The sequence below is a fragment of the Chelativorans composti genome, assembly GCF_039541695.1.
GTDB classification, from domain to species: domain Bacteria; phylum Pseudomonadota; class Alphaproteobacteria; order Rhizobiales; family Rhizobiaceae; genus Chelativorans; species Chelativorans composti.
The window spans coordinates 1-18,210 of sequence record NZ_BAABGS010000015.1 but is presented as its reverse complement, the minus strand read 5'-3'; the positions used below and the strand labels follow the sequence as shown (position 1 = coordinate 18,210).

The 18,210-nt window shown below is 62.5% G+C and carries 12 protein-coding genes; 7 read left to right on the top strand and 5 right to left on the bottom strand.

Features of this window, described 5'->3' with window-relative positions; translation table 11 throughout:
- Positions 1-43 precede the first annotated feature (43 nt).
- Together ABD906_RS04185 and ABD906_RS04180 are read right to left on the bottom strand one after the other, a co-directional pair.
- Entirely contained in the window at positions 44-1,426 is a 1,383-nt protein-coding gene (locus tag ABD906_RS04185) for an FAD-binding oxidoreductase (RefSeq protein WP_345098365.1), read from the bottom strand.
- A gap of 17 nt (positions 1,427-1,443) precedes the next feature.
- Positions 1,444-3,084 (bottom strand): thiamine pyrophosphate-requiring protein, encoded by a 1,641-nt coding sequence (locus ABD906_RS04180; protein WP_345098364.1) that lies wholly within the window; start codon positions 3,082-3,084, stop codon positions 1,444-1,446.
- 276 nt (positions 3,085-3,360) lie between these two features.
- Here ABD906_RS04180 and ABD906_RS04175 point away from each other — a divergent pair, with 276 nt between their 5' ends.
- From ABD906_RS04175 to ABD906_RS04165, 3 genes are all read left to right on the top strand, one after another.
- Positions 3,361-4,380: a TRAP transporter substrate-binding protein gene (locus ABD906_RS04175; RefSeq protein WP_345098363.1), complete on the top strand. Its 1,020-nt coding sequence runs from the start codon at positions 3,361-3,363 to the stop codon at positions 4,378-4,380.
- Between the two features lie 142 nt (positions 4,381-4,522).
- Positions 4,523-5,023, top strand: coding sequence for a TRAP transporter small permease (locus tag ABD906_RS04170; RefSeq protein WP_345098362.1), 501 nt, complete (start codon positions 4,523-4,525; stop codon positions 5,021-5,023).
- Entirely contained in the window at positions 5,020-6,315 is a 1,296-nt protein-coding gene (locus ABD906_RS04165) for a TRAP transporter large permease (protein WP_345098361.1), read from the top strand. The genes ABD906_RS04170 and ABD906_RS04165 overlap by 4 nt, the downstream gene beginning before the upstream one ends.
- Before the next feature lie 126 nt (positions 6,316-6,441).
- Here ABD906_RS04165 and ABD906_RS04160 read toward each other — a convergent pair whose 3' ends face one another.
- Both ABD906_RS04160 and ABD906_RS04155 read right to left on the bottom strand, forming a co-directional pair.
- On the bottom strand, positions 6,442-7,902 hold the full coding sequence (locus tag ABD906_RS04160) for an aldehyde dehydrogenase (protein WP_345098360.1): 1,461 nt from the start codon (positions 7,900-7,902) through the stop codon (positions 6,442-6,444).
- Positions 7,903-8,028: 126 nt separating this feature from the next.
- Entirely contained in the window at positions 8,029-8,754 is a 726-nt protein-coding gene (locus ABD906_RS04155) for a GntR family transcriptional regulator (protein WP_345098359.1), read from the bottom strand.
- A gap of 752 nt (positions 8,755-9,506) precedes the next feature.
- On the opposite strand from ABD906_RS04155, the gene ABD906_RS04150 reads away from it, so the two are divergent.
- The 3 genes from ABD906_RS04150 to ABD906_RS04140 all read left to right on the top strand — a co-directional run bounded on the left by ABD906_RS04150 (position 9,507) and on the right by ABD906_RS04140 (position 15,735).
- The gene (locus ABD906_RS04150; RefSeq protein ID WP_345098358.1) at positions 9,507-12,083 is read left to right on the top strand and encodes a DUF11 domain-containing protein; all 2,577 of its coding nucleotides are present in this window, start codon (positions 9,507-9,509) and stop codon (positions 12,081-12,083) included.
- A 1,685-nt stretch (positions 12,084-13,768) separates the two neighbouring features.
- On the top strand, positions 13,769-14,635 hold the full coding sequence (locus ABD906_RS04145; RefSeq protein WP_345098357.1) for a DUF7507 domain-containing protein: 867 nt from the start codon (positions 13,769-13,771) through the stop codon (positions 14,633-14,635).
- On the top strand, positions 14,593-15,735 hold the full coding sequence (locus ABD906_RS04140) for a hypothetical protein (protein WP_345098356.1): 1,143 nt from the start codon (positions 14,593-14,595) through the stop codon (positions 15,733-15,735). Before ABD906_RS04145 ends, ABD906_RS04140 begins: the two co-directional genes overlap by 43 nt.
- Before the next feature lie 207 nt (positions 15,736-15,942).
- On the opposite strand, the gene ABD906_RS04135 is transcribed toward ABD906_RS04140, so the two are convergent.
- Positions 15,943-16,893, bottom strand: coding sequence for an aldo/keto reductase (locus ABD906_RS04135; protein ID WP_345098355.1), 951 nt, complete (start codon positions 16,891-16,893; stop codon positions 15,943-15,945).
- A gap of 676 nt (positions 16,894-17,569) precedes the next feature.
- Here ABD906_RS04135 and ABD906_RS04130 point away from each other — a divergent pair.
- The gene (locus tag ABD906_RS04130) at positions 17,570-18,112 is read left to right on the top strand and encodes a hypothetical protein (protein ID WP_345098354.1); all 543 of its coding nucleotides are present in this window, start codon (positions 17,570-17,572) and stop codon (positions 18,110-18,112) included.
- The last annotated feature ends 98 nt before the right edge of the window (positions 18,113-18,210 follow it).

Below are 18,210 nucleotides of genomic sequence, written 5' to 3'. Positions count from 1 at the left end.
AACATGAGGGCTGGAGCGCCGCGTGAGGATGGCTGCAGGAGGGTCAGCCCTCCTGCCCCATCTTGCCGGGGTTCATGATGCCGAGCGGATCGAGCGCCTGCTTGATGCGCTTCATGATGTCGACCGCGGCGCCATGCTCCTTGCGCATGAACTTGAGCTTGCCGAGCCCCAGGCCGTGCTCACCGCTCGCGGTGCCGCCCACGGCGAGGGCACGCTCCACCAGCCGGTCCGCCAGGCGCTCGGCCTCGGCGTAATCCTCCGGCTTGTTCGGGTCGATCAGATAGAGGGTGTGGTAGTTGCCGTCGCCGACATGCCCCAGAACGACACCCTTCAGGTGCGAGGCATCCATATCCTCACGCGCGGCGACGATGCTCTCTGCAAGGCGCGAGATCGGCACGCAGACATCGCCGGTGTAGATGTCAAAGCCCGGCTGCAGCGCCCTCGCCGCCCACAGCAGATCATGCCGGGCCTGCCACAGGCGATTGCGCTCGTCCGCATCGGTGGACCACTGGAAGCCGGTGCCGCCGCAGCTGGCGGTTATTTCTTCGGCGATCTGGGCCTGCTCCGCCGCCCAGGCGGGCGTGCCGGTGAACTCGAAGAATAGCGTCGGCGCGACCTTCAGGTTCAGTTTCGAGTAGCTGTTGACGGCGCCGATGGCGGTTTCATCCAGAAATTCGACGCGGGCAACCGGAATGCCGTACTGCACCGCGGCAATGACCGCCTCCACCGCACTCTTCACGTCCGGGAAGGTGCAAATGGCGGAGGAGACCTTTTCCGGGATCGGGTGCAGGCGCACCGTCACCTCGGTGATGATGCCCAGCGTGCCTTCGGAGCCGACATAAAGATGAGTCAGGTCATAGCCGGTGGACGACTTCTTCGCCCGGGAACCGGTCCAGATCACCGTGCCGTCGGGGGTGACGACACGCAGCGCCATCACGTTCTCGCGCATGGTGCCATAGCGGACGGCGGTGGTGCCGCTTGCGCGCGTGGCCGCCATGCCGCCGATGGAGGCATCCGCGCCGGGGTCGATCGGGAAGGTGAGGCCGGTGTCACGCAGCGCCGTATTGAGCTGTTTGCGCGTCACGCCCGGCTCCACCACGGCCAGCATGTCCTCGGGCCGGATTTCGCGGATCTGGTTCATCTCCCGCATGTTGATGGTGATGCCGCCGCGGACCGGGATGATGTGACCGTCGAGCGAAGACGTCGCGCCCACAGGCACCACCGGCACTCGGTGCTCGGCGCAGAGGCGAACGATCTGCACCACCTCCTCCTCGGTACGCGGGAAGACCACGGCGTCGGGCAGCACGGGCGGGAAACGCGAGATGTCGCGGCTGTGATGCTCGCGGACCGACATGGATGTGACGATGCGGTCGCCCAGAATGTTGCGTAGGCTGCCGATGACCTGTTCCGCGCCCTGTGCTGTCATGGAAACTGTCCCTTCCGTCAAACGAATGCGTGATACCGCGACACCGCCAGCTCCTGGCAGGTGATGAATTCGAGCAGTGCCGGGATTCCCTTTTCCGTCTGTTCGATACCACGCCGTATGGCAGGCACAATATCCTCCGGGCGAGTTATCCGCTCACCATAGCCGCCAAGGGCGCGGGCGAATTCCGCATAATTGCCCGAAATGTCCGTGGCGCGGTATTTCTCGGTCGCCGCCTGCATGATGGGCAACTCCATGGCCATCGAGAAGTTGTTGAGCAGGATGGAGAGGACCGGAATCCGCTCCCGCACCGCTGTCTCGAAGTCCATGCCCGTGAAGCCGATGGCCGCGTCGCCCCACACGTTGATGCAGAGCTTGTCGGGACAGGCAAGCTTGGCGCCCATTGCCAAACCAAATCCGTAGCCGAGCTGGGTCGACTTGCCCCAGCCAATATAGGTGAGCGGCTCCTTCGTCACCCAGAAGGGCGAAAGCTGATCGCGCGGGCTGCCGGCATCGTGGGTGATGATCGTCCTCGAGACGTCGACCGTCTTCTGGAGATCCCACAGCACGCGATAGGGCGTCAGCGGCACCTCACTGGAGGTGAGCTTCGGCATCCACTCCTTCAGCCATTCGGAGCGAACGCGGGCGATCTCGTCGGCGACCCAGGTCCAGGAGCGGCGGGCGACCTGCCGGCGATCCAGCTCGGCCAGGACGGCATCGAGGATCAGGCCGGCATCCCCGACGAGGGCGACCTCGGCCTCGAGATCCTTGTTGATGTGGTCGGCGGCAAGAGTTCCGTGGATGACCCGCTTGCCGCGCGGCATGGGCACGCCGAAGGAGGTCTCGGTGAACGAGCAGCCGATGCCGAAGATGACGTCGGACTCGTCCAGGAAATGTCGGACCGTGCGCGGGAAGGCCAGGCCGCCGGAGCCCAGCGCCAAAGGATGGTCTTCGGGGAAGGCGCTCTTGCCCTCGAGGCTCGTGCAGACGGGTATGGCAAGCCGTTCCGCCAGAGCGCGCAGCTGAGGCCATGCGCGGGCGTAATGGATCCCCTGCCCCGCATAGATGACGGGACGCTTCGCCTCCAGCAGCAGATCGACAGCGGCGACAACCGCCTGCGGATCCGGACCGCTGCGGGTAGAGACAACCGGCCGGTAGGCCAGCGGCTCAGGCACCTCCTCGTCCCAGATGTCGTTCGGAATTTCGACCAGGACCGGTGCCTTCACGCCGTTGCGCAGGCGGGAGAATGCGCGCCGCATGATACTGGGAATATCGGCCGGGACGTTGATCGGCTCCGCAGACTTGGTGATGTCCCGCATGGAGTGGCTGGCGTTGTAGTTCGGCTGCACATGCGCCAGCCTCCGCGGATAGCCGCCGGGCATGACCAGGATCGGGACGGATTCCGAATAGGCCTGGGCAATCCCGCCATAGGAATTCTCGGTGCCGGGGCCGAGCTGCATGACGAAGACCCCGATCTTACGTCCGGAGGTGAGGCGCGAAATGGCATCCGCCATGTGGATGCCGGTGCGCTCCTGCCGAACGACGATGGGGCGAATGTCCGCCCGCGCCGCATATTCGAGAATGTGGTTGACCGGATAGCCGATCACCACGTCCACGCCCTCGCGTTTCAGGATCTCAACGATCGCCTCGCCGACTTTCACCTGATGCCTCCTCCCCAGGACTGCAACGCGACCAGTATGAGCCCACCGTGCGAAAATTGTCCATCTTGTATTCACTGCACGGGAAAAACCATTCAGCCGCGGTGCGGGACGAAAATCAGAAGTGAGCGGCCACTATTCTTGCCGAAAGCAGCCAAATTGAAAGTCACCCCCAGAAAAGCTTGAATGCAAGTGGATACTATGGTGATATTCCAGGGAGGGAAGGCTCAGACGAGGTTCGCGGGCGGAGGAGGAGAACGCCCGCGACGGGGAGGAGAAATGTATACACGACTTGTGTCGGCAATCGCGATTGCCGTTGGTACTGCGCATGCCGTCCATGCGGCGGAAATCGAGCTCACGCTGTCCCACTGGGTACCGGGAACGCATCCCCTGCAGGTGACCGGAATGGAACCCTGGGCGGAGTCCATCAAGCAGGCGTCCAACGGACGCATCGAGATCACCATCTATCCCGCCCAGCAGCTGGGCGCGGCGGCTGACCACTACGACATGGCGCGCGACGGCATCGTCGACATCGGCTTCATCAATCCGGGTTACCAGCCGGGGCGCTTCCCGATCCTCGCGGCAGCCGAGCTGCCCTTCCTGTTCGAGAACGCCAAGGCAGGCGTGGCGGCGCTGACAGAGTGGTACAAGCCATATTCGGAAACGGAGATGGCCGACACCTACTTCTGCATGGCGCTGTCCCATGACCCCGGCACGTTCCACAGCACCTCGAAGATTTTGGTGCCCGAGGACGTGAAGGGCAAGACGGTGCGTCCGGCCAACGCTACCGAAGCTCGGTTCGTGAACCTGCTCGGCGGCGCCTCGGTACAGGTCTCGGCCGCCGAAAGCCGCGAGGTGCTCGCGAAAGGTGCTGCGGACATGACGCAGTCACCCTGGGAGTCGCTCTACATCTTCGGCGTGGACTCCATCGTCACCCACCATCTCGACATGCCGCTCTACGCCTCCATCAACGCCTTCATCTTCAACAAGGCGAAGCTGGAGATCATGTCCGAGGAGGACCGGCAGGTGATCTACGACCACTGCACGCCGGAATGGGCGGAGAAGATGTCCTCCGGCTGGGCCGACGCGGAAGCGGCCGGGCGCGACAAGATCGCGGCCGATCCCAAGCACACGCTCTGGAAGCCGAACGAGGAGCAGGTGCAGATGTGGAAGGACGCCGCGGCACCGCTCACCGACGAGTGGAAGGAGACTATCCGCAAGGCGGGCGGCGATCCGGACGAAATGCTCAACGGCCTGATCGAGGCCCTGAAGGCGCGCAATTCCTACGCCGGCGAGTAGCATATCACGCGTGGCCGGCTCCCCGAGCCGGCCACGCGGTCCTGTTCGCGGCGCGCGGCCCTGAAACGCACGCCACGCGCTCCGTCACTGCGCGGGCACGCTTCATCCAGCCAGACCAGACACATCCGGGAGACACGGTCGCATGAGGCATATCCTGGAAAAATTCTGCACCGGCGTGGAAATCATCGCGGGTGTCCTGCTCGGCCTTTGCACGCTGCTGATCGTCGTCTCCACGGCCGGTCGCTATCTGCTTTCCTGGCCGGTCCCGGATGCCTTCGACATCTCGCGCCTCCTCATCGGCGCCTGCATCATGTGGGGCTTCGCGTCGGTCTGCTATCGCGGCGGGCAGATCGCCGTCGACATCGTGTGGGAGCTGCTGCCCCGGCGCGGCAAGATCGTGCTCGACCTCTTCGCCTGGGCGATGCTCTTCTTCTTCACCGTCCTGCTCGCCTACCAGACCTATTTCCGCGTGGCGAGCGCCTACCGCAGCAATGAAGGCACGTTCGACCTGCGCATTCCGGTCTGGCCGATGCTTGGCCTCATCTGGCTCGGCTGCGCAGCGGCCGTCATCACCCTGCTCTTCGCCTTCTCGCGCGTGCGGGCAGGACGCGACCTCGGGCAACACCAGGAGCCGTTTGAATGAATTCGGGCGACCTGACCGCGATCCTCGGCTTTCTTGCCATGTTCGTCCTGATGGCCCTGCGGGTGCCGATCGGCATCGCCATGGGCCTGGTGGGGGTATTCGGCTTTGCCTCAGTGCGCGGGCTCGCGCCGGCGCTCAATTTGCTTACCACCTCCCCCTTTCGCGTCGTGACCGACTTCAACCTGACGCTGGTACCGTTCTTCGTGCTGATGGGCGTGTTCGCGACGAACTCGGGCATGTCCCGCGAACTCTTCCGCGCAGGCAACGCCTGGCTCGGCTCCTTCCGCGGCGGGCTGGCGCTGGCGACGATCGCGGCGTGCGCGGGCTTCGCGGCGATCTGCGGCAGCTCGGTGGCGACCGCCGCCACCATGACCCGCATCGCCGTGCCGGAGATGCGGGCGGCGGGCTACCATGACGGCACCTCGACGGGCATCGTGGCGGCCGGCGGCACGCTGGGCATTCTGATCCCACCGTCCGTCGTGATGGTGGTCTATGCCTACCTCACCGAGACGGATGTCGGGCAGCTGTTCATCGCCGGCATCATCCCCGGGCTGCTCGCCACGCTCATGTACATGGCGACCGTGCGCATCGCCCACGGCAAGGCATTGCCCGCAGGACGGCGCTTCGACCCGCGCGAGGCGCTGGACTCTCTCAAGGATATCTGGGCGGTGGGGTTGCTGTTCATCGCCGTGATCGGGGTGATCTACCTCGGCATCGCAACGCCCACGGAAGCGGCCGCCGTCGGCGCCTTTGCCACCATGATCATCGGCGTGGCGCGCCGCCGGCTCGACGCCCGCAAGATCCTCGACAGCCTGGTCGAGGCGCTGCGCACCTCCGTGGTGCTCTACACGGTGCTGATCGGCGCGATGCTGTTCGGCTATTTCCTGGCCATCACCCAGTCGCCGCAGAAACTCACCGCCCTGCTGGTGGCGATGGACCTCGGGCCCTACGGAACGCTAGCCCTCATCCTCGTCGTATTCTTCATCGCCGGTGCGCTGATGGACGAAATGGCGATGATCGTGCTGCTGCTGCCGGTCGTGTTTCCGGTTATCGTCAAGCTCGGATTCGATCCCGTCTGGTTCGGCGTGATCCTCGTCACCTGCTGCCAACTCGGCATGATCGCGCCGCCAGTGGGCATCAACGTCTTCGTCATCAACTCCATCGCCCGCGAGGTGAAGCTGACGACGATCTACCGCGGGGTAGCTCCCTTCATCGCAGCGGACATCGTGCGGCTGGTGCTGCTCACGGTCTTCCCGGCCATTGCCCTGTGGCTGCCCATGACGATGCGGTAGGCCCAGGCAGGCGACGTCTCGGCGGGTTCGACACGACACGATTTTCCAACGAAAACAGGGCAGATTTCCAACGAAAACAGGGCGGACCGGCCGGTCCGCCCTGAACGCTCGTCCGGCACCCGACTGTCAGGTCAGATGAATGGTCTTGGTCTCGAGGTAGTTCTCCAGTCCCTCCGGACCACCCTCGCGGCCCATGCCGGACTGCTTGTAGCCGCCGAAGGGATGCTTGGGATCGACGATCATCGCGTTGACGGTGACACTGCCGGTCCGCATGCGGCGGGCGACCTGATAGCCGCGCTCGACATCTGCGGTGAAAACCGCGCCGCTCAGGCCATAGATCGTGTCGTTGGCGATGCGTACGGCTTCGTCTTCATCCTGGTAGGAAATGACCGAGACGACAGGACCGAAGATCTCCTCCTGGAAGATCTTCATGCTGGGTTTCACGTCCGCGAATACGGTTGGCTCGATGAAGAATCCACGGTCGAATCCGGCGGGGCGGCCGCCACCGCAAAGCAACTTCGCGCCCTCCTGGCGGCCGGACTGGATGTTTCCCTCCACGCGGCGAAGCTGGCGCTCCATGGTGAGCGGACCCATCTGGGTCTCCGGATCAAAGGGGTTGCCGACCTTGATCTGGGACACAGCCCCCAGGAACATGTCGAGGAATTCCTGCTTGCGTCTCTCGGGCACCAGGATGCGGGTCAGCGAGAAGCAGACCTGGCCGGTGATTGGCATGGAATAAATCAGCAGCCAGGGCAATGCCTTGGCGAAATCGGCGTCATCCAGCAGGATGGCGGCGGACTTGCCGCCCAGTTCCAGGCTTACGCGTGCCAGACGTTCGGCGCAGACGGCGGCAATGTGCTTTCCGGCCGCCGTGCTTCCAGTAAAGGCCACCTTGTCGATGTCCCTGTGGCGAACGAGATAGTCGCCGCTCTCGCGACCCGCCGGGACAAGATTGAACACGCCCTTCGGAATGCCGGCCTTCTCGATGCATTCGGCAAGGATGTAGGCCTCCAGCGGCGTCTCGGGCGACGGCTTGGCGACCATGGTGCAGCCGGCGGCCAGTGCGGTGGAGACCTTGTAGGACAGAAGGACGAGCGGCGCATTCCACGGCGTGATGGCTGCGCAGACGCCGACGGGCTCCTTCACCACGCGCACCTTGCCACCATCATCGCGGCTACGCTCATCCATGAAGGGATAGGTCTCGGCCAGATCGGCGTAGTAGTTGAAAAGCGTTGGATTTTGCGGAACCAGCTTTTTCGTGAGTGAAATCGGCGCGCCCACCTGAAGCGTCCAGGCGGCGGCGATATCGTCCAGCCGCTCGGTCAGATGCGCGGCCACCTTGCGCAGGTAGCCCGCCCGTTCGGTGGGGCTCAAGCGTGGCCAGGGGCCATTGTCGAAGGCATCGCGGGCCGCCGTCACGGCGCGGTCCATGTCAGCCTCGCTCGCCTCGGGATAGGTGAAGAGCACCTCCTCGGTCACCGGCGAGATGACCTCCAGCATGTTCGATGACTTCGGCGCGACCCATTCGCCGTTGATGAAAAAGCGGTCCGGCGCGCGCGGCGCCACGTCTCTGGCAACGACGTTCATTCTCAGTCCTCCTCCACGGGCATTCCGGCCGGCGGGATCATCCCGACGGCCCGGCCACGTCCCCCTCCTCTTCGGCTTGCGAACGCCGGTCCTCCTTCCGGCGCATCGCAATTCCAATGAGCCCGATTAGGTCAGCAGGGCCAGACCGGGCAGCTGCTTCACGCGGGCGCCGTCCTCCTTCAGCGCGTGCTCCAGATTGCTGCGCGTCAGGCTCGCATGCTCGCGGGCCAGGGCCTCGGCGCGCGCGCCCTCGCGCTTCGCGATGGCCGAGACGATCGCGCGATGCTGATATTGCGCCGTCCGCAGCGAATGGTGCATGAAATCGGCCCGCTCCTGTAAGAAGGCAGACGGGGATGCGAAAGGAAGGCGCGAAATGCGCTCGACCTCGCGCTGGATGAGCGGACTGCCGCACAGGGCCGCCAGCGCCACATGGAACTCGGCATTCAGTTCGCGGTAACGATCGAAATCCACGTCGTGGAGCGCCGGCCCGAAACACCGGTCAAGGTTCTCCACGATCTCCTGGATTCCCGCCAGCTGTTCCGGCGTAACGCCCCTCTCCGCGGCGAGGCGGGCTGCCGTCCCCTCCATCACGCCGCGCAACTCCAGCGCATCCACCACATCGTTGAAGCTGAAAGTGCGAACGACGAAGCCGCCGCTGCGAACCCGCTCCAGCAGTCCCTCCTCGGACAGGCGCAGCAGAGCTTCACGCACGGGAGTGCGCGAGATGTTGAGCATTTCCGTCAGCGGAACCTCGAACAGGCGCGTGCCGGGCGCCAGCTCACCGCTCAGGATCTTCTTCCGCAGTTCGATCAGCGCACGCGCGGCGTGGGTTCTGGCGACATTCTGTTCCATGGGCGAAGGGTCCTCTCCACCGGCCAAGTATACACCGTATCCCTGCGGACGCAATTTTCTTCCGGCCTAAAGCCAAATCATTACCAACAATTTCAATGAAGTATGGGAGGATGCCCGTGATCGCTCGATCAGAAATGGCAAGTATTTCCAAAACACAACCAGCAACTGTACACACGCTGCCGCGGCACCAACCTGTCAAGACGACGCCCTCCGCCCTCCCGACGCAGGGATCCTACGGCCGCGCGGGAAGGCGACATGCGTAGCGCCCGCGACGACCCTGAAACTCGCCATCGAACTTTCCTACGGACCGGTGCACTGGTTCTGATGGAAGCGAGGCGCTCCGACACGGTCTATACCGTAAACCTACGGTTGAACATCTGGCGCCGATCTACCTCCGTCATGCTCTTAATCCAGATCGGGACAAGGAATCACTGGTCCTCGCGAGACGAGCATGCTTATCGGACAGAACTCACACAAGCTTGCAGCCATTGCCCTGCTGGCTTTGGCGAGCCAAATGGCTCCGGCCACTGCCCAGATCCAGCGCAGCTTCATCAATCTCAGCTTCGAGGAGCCCCCGATTCCTGGTGAAAACTGCTTCTCCATCCGCGTGTCGTTCGAGTTCACCTCAGACCCCCAGTACGCGGTGCCGGGATGGCGCACCACGGAAGGGAGTCCGAATATCTGGGATGACTCGGGACACGGGACGTGTGGCGGCCATCCCCCTGAAATGCCCCCCCCAAGGCTCCATTCAAATGTTCAAGAACGGATTCGGTGGAGTCACCGCCGCAGATGGCGTCCAATGGGCGGAACTGAACGCCTATTCCGCGGCGCGCCTCTATCAGACCGTTTGCCTGATGGAAGGCGATGTCGTCGAGTGGTACCTTTATCATAAGGCAAGGGGCAGCAGCGCACCCGAAGAAATGAAATTCAACATTGGCGAGAGCCCCACAGGCGTGGGCAGCACGACAATTGTGCAGGGCCAGACCAATAATGCTGGAGTAGGTACTGTAGTCGACTGCCATGGCGAGTGCAGCGTAACCACCGAAAACGGATGGGCGAGATACTCGGGGAGGTTTAGCTGGGACCAACCCACCGGCTTGCAGACGATCGGGTTCGAGGCTGTGTCCGGTGCGAATATGGGCAATTTCCTCGACAACATTGCGGTATTCGGCGTAACACCCATTGTCGAGCTCGACAGCAGTGAAGCCAAGGGCTTCGAGGGAGAACATACCGCCGCCAACTTTCCGATCGGAGTGAGGGTCAGCGGCAACATTCCGGAAGACGAGCCGCTCGTCGTGGAAGTCGCAATCGTCCCAGTCACAGCCGACGCGTCGGATGTTTCGCCGGGCGAAAGCGTTTTCATCGAAATACCGCCAGGCGACTATGCGGGAGAATCCTTCCCAATCCCGCTGGATGTGCTAACGGACGACCTGCCGGAGGATGAAGAACAGTTCCGGCTCGAAATTGTCGACAAGCCCGGAAAAGGCGGTTACCGCATCGGCAGCGTCAACGCCTGCGGCGAAGCAGGATTGTCGGCCGCGACCTATACCATCCTCGACAGTCACCTGTCCTTCGAGAAGACGGGAACCTTCGTCGATCTCGTCGGCGGTTTCGGACCAGACGGCACGCCTATCAAGAACGCCGGCGATCGCATGGACTACGTTTTCACCGTCGTGAACACCGGCAGCATCGACCTGGCGGACATCGTCGTGTCCGATACCGTGATCGGAACACCAACGCTCGATCCTACCCAGTCGGACATTGGTACGGACGGCAGACTGCCGCCGAAAGGGAAAGCCGTCTTCCTGGCATCCTACACCCTGACGCAGGAGGACATCGATCGCGGCGAAATCACTAACCTCGCCACGGTCACGGCAATCCGGCCCGACTATCCCGACCGTCCACCCCTGACGGCTACGAGCTCGCACACGGAACCCCTTCCGCACGTGTCGTCCATCAGCATTCAGAAAACGGGATCGTTCGATCCCGAAACGGACGATGGCGACGGACTGCCCGACCCGGGCGAGCGGCTGCGTTTTGACATCGCGGTCAGTAACGACGGTAACACTACCGTGTTCGACGTACGTCCGAACGATACAGGTCCCTCCTTCGACGGAATGCCAGGCAGCGGAGTAATGGGCGCGTTTTCGCCCGAGAGCGCAGACATACTGCCCGGCACCACGCAGATCTTCACCGCCTATTACACATTGTCGAGTGAAGACATTCTGGTGGCATCAGGTATCACCGATGGCGTGACAAACGAGGCGAGCGTGACCGGACGAACCCCGACGGGAGAAACTTTGACGGTCGAAACGCCCGGACCCGTCCCGATGACGATGCCCGGATTTGCAGTGGAGAAGAAAGCCGGGGTCACGCAGACGCATCGGGGGGGGGGGGGGGGGGGGGGAACAGTACCTTACACGATCACCCTGAAGCCGCTGGGACTGGTGCAGACCACCCGCATCAGGCTGGCCGACATCATACCAGCCGGCTTCGTCTACATCCCCAACACCGCCACCATCGACGGCGTGCCTACAGAACCATCAGTCCAGGGACGGCGCCACACATGGGAAATTGATGTCGAACCTGAAAAGAATGTCGAGATTGGCATGGTTCTCGGCGCATCGGCCGCCACGGGCTTCGGTGTTTTCAGGAACATCGCCCAGGCGGAACGGACGGATATCGATCTGGTCTACCGGCAGAAGGGAGTGGCCGACGTCGAAATCATACCAGAGCCGCTGTTCGACTGCGGCGATATCATCGGCAAGGTCTTCAACGATACCAACCGCAACGGATATCAGGATCCCGACGAGGACGGCGTCCCTGGCGTACGGGTGGTCGGCGTCGATGGCCTGCTTGTGACCACCGACGAACACGGACGTTTCAACGTGGCATGTGCGAGCCTGCCGAACCGGCGGCTGGGATCGAACCATGTCTTGAAGCTCGATCCGCGCTCGCTGCCGACAGGGTACCGGATCATCAGCGAAAATCCGCGGGTGGTACGGCTGACCGCAGGCAAAGCAAGCGAAGTCAACTTCGCCGTCAGCATCGCGCGTGTTGTGCGCCTCGACATCGGGGCTCCAGCATTCAGCAGCGGGGCTGCGACCCTCTCGCCCGAATGGGAGGAGCGTATATTGGCGCTAATCCAAACTCTCGAGGCGGAGCCTTCGGTGCTTCGGATCGTCTACTCGGACCAGACCGGGGACCGGACGTTGGCCAACCAGAGGCTCAAGTACTTGCGGGGGCTGATCGCCCAGCACTGGAAGGAGAGATCAAACCGATACCGACTGGAAATCGAGTCGCTGATCCAGGTTGGCGGTGGAACCTAGCGCGGCAGCGAAAGTGGCCGGCAAGCCTGCTGCCTGACGTAGCCTGACCAGTCAACCGCAACCACAGGCGCCGGCGCATCCCGGCAGCGGCTCGGCGGCAGTCCTCAACCGTTCGCCCTCCCACGCCCACCACCTACATGCGGGGCGAGCGGTGTTGGCAGAGACTGAGCTCGCATCAGCTTCATCGGAGACGAGCAGATCGAGGTCATCAAGCAACACGACATGCCCCTTTCCCCTACGCGAATTTCCAGCCACCGGGCGTGCGAGGGACATAACCCGGGCTTCGGACACTGCAGCGACTGCACGCGCCCGGAGACCGCCGGTTGCGAACAGGTATACGAAACCGCCCCACTACAGCACGATCCAATCATCTACTACTATCCAACCCGCACACTACAAGGCCAATGCTGGGAATCCTTCGTCCAAATGACCGCCGTTCGCGCGAACCGTCCGTGTCCGTGCGGCGAATGGAAGAGTGAGGGCGTGGTGATGCGATATGAAACTGTCGTGGATCTCCTGCAGGCCACGAACATCCTTCTGGACCGGCGATAGAGCCTCAGAACATGTCGCGCAACGGCGCTGCTGCCGAAAGCCGGCAGGCTGTTGCGCCAAGGACTTATGGGGTTTCTTACCGTCTCGGCGCGTAAACAGCTCAAAGTTCTACTAATTCGATACGTTCGTTGGCGTGGGAAGAAGTTTACATTCGGTTACCACAACCAGCCGACGCGACGTGACATGAGCATGTTGAACCGACCGAACCTCATTCGAGAAGGAGCTGTGCTCGCCCTACTCCTTCTTGTGGCGCAAATGCCCACTGCCAGCGCGCAGGTCCAACGAAGCTTTCTCAATCTCAGCTTTGAGGAACCGCCAATTCCAGGCTCGAACTGCTTCTCTATCCGCGTCTCCTGGGAATTCCCGGAATATGCGGGCGGCACCCCGACGGTACCTGGGTGGCGCACGACGGAAACGCACCCAGGCAGCTGGGCCTCAAATACAACAGGCTCCTGTGGAGGGCATCCCCCCGAACCTCCTGCAAGAGGAGGCCTTCAGATGTTCAAGGCTCCCTTTCAGTCAACCGAGGCGGCGGACGGAGTGCAGTTTGCCGAGCTGAATGCCTTTACACCCTCCCGCCTGTTCCAGACCGTCTGTCTCATGGAGGGGGACGTCGTTGATTGGTATCTTCATCACAAGGCCCGGTCAAACCTCACAGGAGGGGAGGAGTTTGAGTTCAACATCAGTACCGATCCTGAAGGTGGATCGGGCCCGAATGACACCAGCAAAGTCATACCGATCGTCACGGCCAGAACAGGCGGCTCCGGCAACATGAGCATGACATGCGGGCCCCTTGGCCAATGCTTCTTCGAGCCTGCCGCAAACGGCTGGACCCGGTACTATGGGACCTTTGAATGGACGGGAGCAACCGGTGAGCAAACAATCGGATTCCAGGCCTTCGAAGGCGGCGCGGTGGCAACTTTCTCGATGCCATCTCCGTCTTTGGCATATCGCCGGTTGTCGAATTCGATCTGGTCGAAGCAGAGGGCTTCGAGGGAGACCACACGGCAGCCAACTTTCCGATCAAGGTCCGGGTCAGCGGCAATATCCCCGCCGGCGAAACGCTCGCCGTCGAAGTCGCGATCGTCCCCGTCACGGCGGATGGATCGGACGTTTCGCCCTCCGACAAGGTGATGATCGAGATTCCGGCGGGCGACTACGCGGGAGAAGCGTTCCCCATCCCGCTCAACGTCCTTGCCGATGACCTCCGGGAAGATAAGGAGCAGTTCAGGCTCGAGCTCGTGGACAAACCTGGCGCCGGCGGGTACCGCATCGGCAGCGTCACGGCCTGTGGCGAGCCCGGCAAGGGCGTTGCCACCTATACCATTCTCGATGCACACATGACCTTTGAGAAAACCGGAACCTTCGTCGATGTCGTTGGAGGCCTGGCGCCGGACGGCACACCCATCAAGAACGCCGGGGACCGCATGGACTACGTGTTCACGCTCGTGAACACTGGCAGCGTGGACCTGGCGGACATCGTTGTATCGGACACCATCATCGGCACTCCCACGCTGGACCCCAGCCAGTCCGACGTCGGAGCGGATGGCCGGCTGCCGGCCGGAGGAAAGGCCGTCTTCATCGCAAGTTACACGCTGACACAGGCAGACATCGACCGCGGCGAAATCAGCAATACAGCCAACGTGACGGCATCGCTACCGGACTATCCGGACCGACCACCCCTCACGGCGACCAGTTCACATACCGAGCTGATCCCGCACATTCCTTCCATCAATGTCTCCAAGACAGGTGCATTCGATCCGGAAACCGATGATGGCGACGGGCTGCCCGATCCAGGAGAACGGCTGCGGTTCGACATTTCAGTCATAAACGACGGGAACGTCACCGCCCTCGGCGTGCAGGTGAGCGATCCGGGACCGACCTTCGACGGAAAGCCGGGCACAGGCACGATGACACCCTTTTCCCCCCAAAGTGCCGATATCCTTCGGGCGAAACGGTGGTCTTCACCGCGTACTACACGCTCACCAGCGAAGACATAGAAGCGGCCTCCGGCATATCAGACGGCGTCGCCAACCAGGCAAGCGCGACCGCCACCAGTCCCACCGGGGAAAAGATGGACGCCGAGATGCCCGGTCCAACGAAACTGACCATGCCAGGCTTTGCCGTGGAGAAGACGGCAGCCATGCCCCAGGCCCAGCGCGGAAGTGTGGTCCCCTACACCATCACGGTGAAGCCGCTTGGTCTCATAAAGCCGACCAGCGTCCGGGTTGCCGACGTCTTTCCCAAGGGTTTCGTCTATGTTCCGAACTCGGCCACCGTCGACGGCTCGCCATCCGAGCCAAACATCCAGGGACGCCGCCTCGAGTGGCAGCTCGAAGTCGAACCGGAGAAGAACGTGGAGATCGGGATCATCCTAGGCGTGTCAGCGTCGGCCGGGTACGGCACCTACACAAACACTGCCCAGGCCGAGCGTCTGGACAACGATGTCGTGTACAGGCAGAAGGGCATAGCCGACGTGGAAATCATTCCCGATCCGCTGTTCGATTGCGGTGACATTACCGGCAAGGTATTCAATGACACCAACCGTAACGGCTACCATGACCAGGGCGAAACGGGGATCGCGGGCGCACGGGTGGTCAGCGTGGACGGATTGCAGGTGACGTCCGACGAACACGGACGCTTCCATATCACCTGCGCCGACCTTCCCAGAACGCGGGCCGGCACCAACTACATTCTGAAGCTCGATCCGCGTTCGCTGCCAACGGGCTACCGGATCATCAGCGAGAACCCCCGGGTCGTGCGCCTGACCCCCGGCAAAATGACGGAAGTCAACTTTGCCACCTCCATATCCCGCGTTGTGCGGCTGGATATCGGTCATGAAGCGTTTATCCCGGGTTCTTCGCAGATCGATCCCCGGTGGGAGCCACGGCTCGGGAGCATAGTTAACATGCTGGAGGTTGAGCCATCCATCCTGCGGATCGTCTATCGCGACAATGAAGGCAACCAGAGCCTGGCAAACCAACGCCTCCGGGAGCTTCGCAGCCTCCTGGCCAGCCACTGGAAGGAGAAATCAAACCGCTACCGGCTGGAGATCGAAGCGAAGGTCGAAGTCGGTCCACCCAGCCTCGCCGCCCAGTAATGGCGAACACGGGTCGGCCAACCACGCGCCTTCGGCCGGAAAGACACCGGACGCGGACTGCTTCCCATGGGGACACGAGCCACATCGCGTCCCCATCCGGCGCAGTGACGTCGTCCGGCAGATCGTACATCGCTCACCCCTCACCGTGCCTCGACAAACTCGGCATGAGGATGAGAAGCTGAGACGGCTCGTGTGGGCGTGACGACGTTACTTTCCGGTGATCTGATCCAGTTCGGCCAGGTCCTCGGGCGTAAGCTTCCAGCCCACCGCCGCGGCGTTGGAACGAACCTGCTCGGGCGAGGTAGCGCCGGCGATAATGCTGGCGACCCGCTTTTCCGAGGCGAGCCAGCTCATGGCAAGCTCGAGGATGGTGCGGCCGCGCGCCTCGGCAAAGGCAATCAGCTTTTCCACCACCTCGAGGCGCTCTTCCGTCATGCGCGCCTGAAAGCGGGGCATGGACATGCGCGTGCCTTCAGGAATCGGCTGGCCCTTGCGGTACTTGCCGGTGAGCAAGCCGCTTGCCAGCGGGAAGTAAGGCAGGAGCGAGATGCCGGTGCGGTCGAGAACCGGGAAAAGCGTCTCCTCGGCGCCGCGCTCCAGCAGACTGTATTCGGCCTGGTGCGAGATGAAACCGTAGAGATTGTGATGCTTCGAGGTCCACCAGCCGTCCATGATCTGCCAGGGTGCGAGATTGGAGCAGCCGATGTAGCGGACCTTGCCCTGGTGGACGAGATCATCCAGCGCCCGCAGCGTCTCCTCAATCGGCGTGTAGGGATCCGGGAAATGGTACTGGTAGAGGTCAATATAGTCGGTCTTCAGGCGGCGCAGGCTGTCTTCCACCGCCTTCATGATGTAAGCGCGCGAGCCATTGTAGCGCGTGGTCTTCTCGCGATCGAGCGGCGATGCGAACTTGGTCGCAAGCACCACCTCGTCACGCAGGCCACCGGACAGAACCTCGCCCAGAGCAATCTCCGAACCTCCGTTCTGACCGTAGGAATCGGACGTGTCGAAGAAGTTCACGCCCGCGTCAATCGCGGCGTGGACAATCCTTCGCACACCCTCCGTGTCCAGAGACTGCTTCATCCCGCCGAAATTGTTGCAGCCGAGGCCGACCACCGACACGAGAAGGCCGGAATTTCCAAGTCTGCGTTTTTCCATCGAACGACTCCTTCACTTGCATGGATGCTCCGGCGGCAGGTTCGCCCGCGCAAGACGTTCATCCCGAAACAGTTCCCAAACTGGACATCGTAGCGATCGGCCAGGCCGACGCAAGTCGCGACCGGTCTCCCAATCGGGCTTTCGGCAAGATCCGCACAAGGCACCGCCGCAAGACGGCGCAAGGCATTCAGGATCATCGGATTACTTGTCCGGATGGATCTGCGCTTCGACAAGGTTCCATGAAGGAGGGGGCAGCAGTATTCTCCGCCCGGAAGTCCCGGCCCAACACCCCTACGCCGGGGCACATGGGGGACAAAGGCCCAATCCGGGATCACCGCCCAGCCGACGATAATTTACGAACACGCAACAAAGCAGGACCTACCCGAGAATGCCTTGTTTCCCGGAGGAGCGCCAGTCTCTTGCCGCGAGCGGCACTGAAATGTCTTCCGACAGCCCAGCTGCGAACAACGCGGTGCCGTCAAAGTCCGACACCTCCGCGTGTCAGCAGGAACGCACTCCAAACCGGCCCCCCACTGCCAGCCGGACCAGAAAAGGAAACTGAGGCCCGGTCACCGGCCGATTACAGAGCGTTTATCGATCAGACACCAGGTTTACGTATGCGAACATGAGGGAGCAAGTCAAAACGTCCTTGGAGTTACGACTTATGCTCTCTTTGATGAAATCACTCACCGGCACATACCGCCTTACCTGTTGTGCGGCGGTGTGTGCAGTCGCCGTTCTGTTCAGCGGCGCGAATGCCTTTTCCGCATTCTACGACGATGGTCCTGTCTGGGATGACGATCCGGTGGATCCAGGTCCGGAGGATCCTGAAGATCCCGAAGATCCGGAAGATCCCGAAGATCCGGAAACGCCTGTTGCAGGCGGTTGCTCCGTTGTGAGCACGGGTCCTGTCGTTGCCTCGACCGATGGCTCCGGTTACTCGGACTCCGCCGTCGATGCAGCCGGCTTGAAATACAACGTCGCCGCAAAGTATGCGGCCGCTCCTTCAACGCCGAACGTTCAGGAGGAAGCCGTATTCTGCGTACGGTTCAATTCTGCTCCCAGCTCCGTCACCCCGGCCAGGGTGCGCAGCATGGTCGGACTGCTGGACGAGACCGGCAACCCCCTTGGCTACGCATTCATTTCCCAGGGCACGACGGACGAGATCACGAACGGCACCTACGTGGAGGCAGCTCTGCATACCGGTGCCACTCCGTGATCGGCCCCCACGGACGGGTCCAATTTGATTGTTAGTGCAATGATGGTCGTGGCGCCAGCGCGGGCGGCATCGCTGGTTGGGGTTGCAGGGCCGCCCGC

Coding starts and splice junctions, on each gene's coding strand:
- ABD906_RS04165 (WP_345098361.1), top strand. CDS start 5,020: ATGAATTCGGGCGACCTGACCGCGATCCTCGGCTTTCTTGCCATGTTC.
- ABD906_RS04135 (WP_345098355.1), bottom strand. CDS start 16,893: ATGGAAAAACGCAGACTTGGAAATTCCGGCCTTCTCGTGTCGGTGGTC.
- ABD906_RS04130 (WP_345098354.1), top strand. CDS start 17,570: ATGAAATCACTCACCGGCACATACCGCCTTACCTGTTGTGCGGCGGTG.
- ABD906_RS04160 (WP_345098360.1), bottom strand. CDS start 7,902: ATGAACGTCGTTGCCAGAGACGTGGCGCCGCGCGCGCCGGACCGCTTT.
- ABD906_RS04155 (WP_345098359.1), bottom strand. CDS start 8,754: ATGGAACAGAATGTCGCCAGAACCCACGCCGCGCGTGCGCTGATCGAA.
- ABD906_RS04170 (WP_345098362.1), top strand. CDS start 4,523: ATGAGGCATATCCTGGAAAAATTCTGCACCGGCGTGGAAATCATCGCG.
- ABD906_RS04145 (WP_345098357.1), top strand. CDS start 13,769: ATGATCGAGATTCCGGCGGGCGACTACGCGGGAGAAGCGTTCCCCATC.
- ABD906_RS04185 (WP_345098365.1), bottom strand. CDS start 1,426: ATGACAGCACAGGGCGCGGAACAGGTCATCGGCAGCCTACGCAACATT.
- ABD906_RS04150 (WP_345098358.1), top strand. CDS start 9,507: ATGTTCAAGAACGGATTCGGTGGAGTCACCGCCGCAGATGGCGTCCAA.
- ABD906_RS04175 (WP_345098363.1), top strand. CDS start 3,361: ATGTATACACGACTTGTGTCGGCAATCGCGATTGCCGTTGGTACTGCG.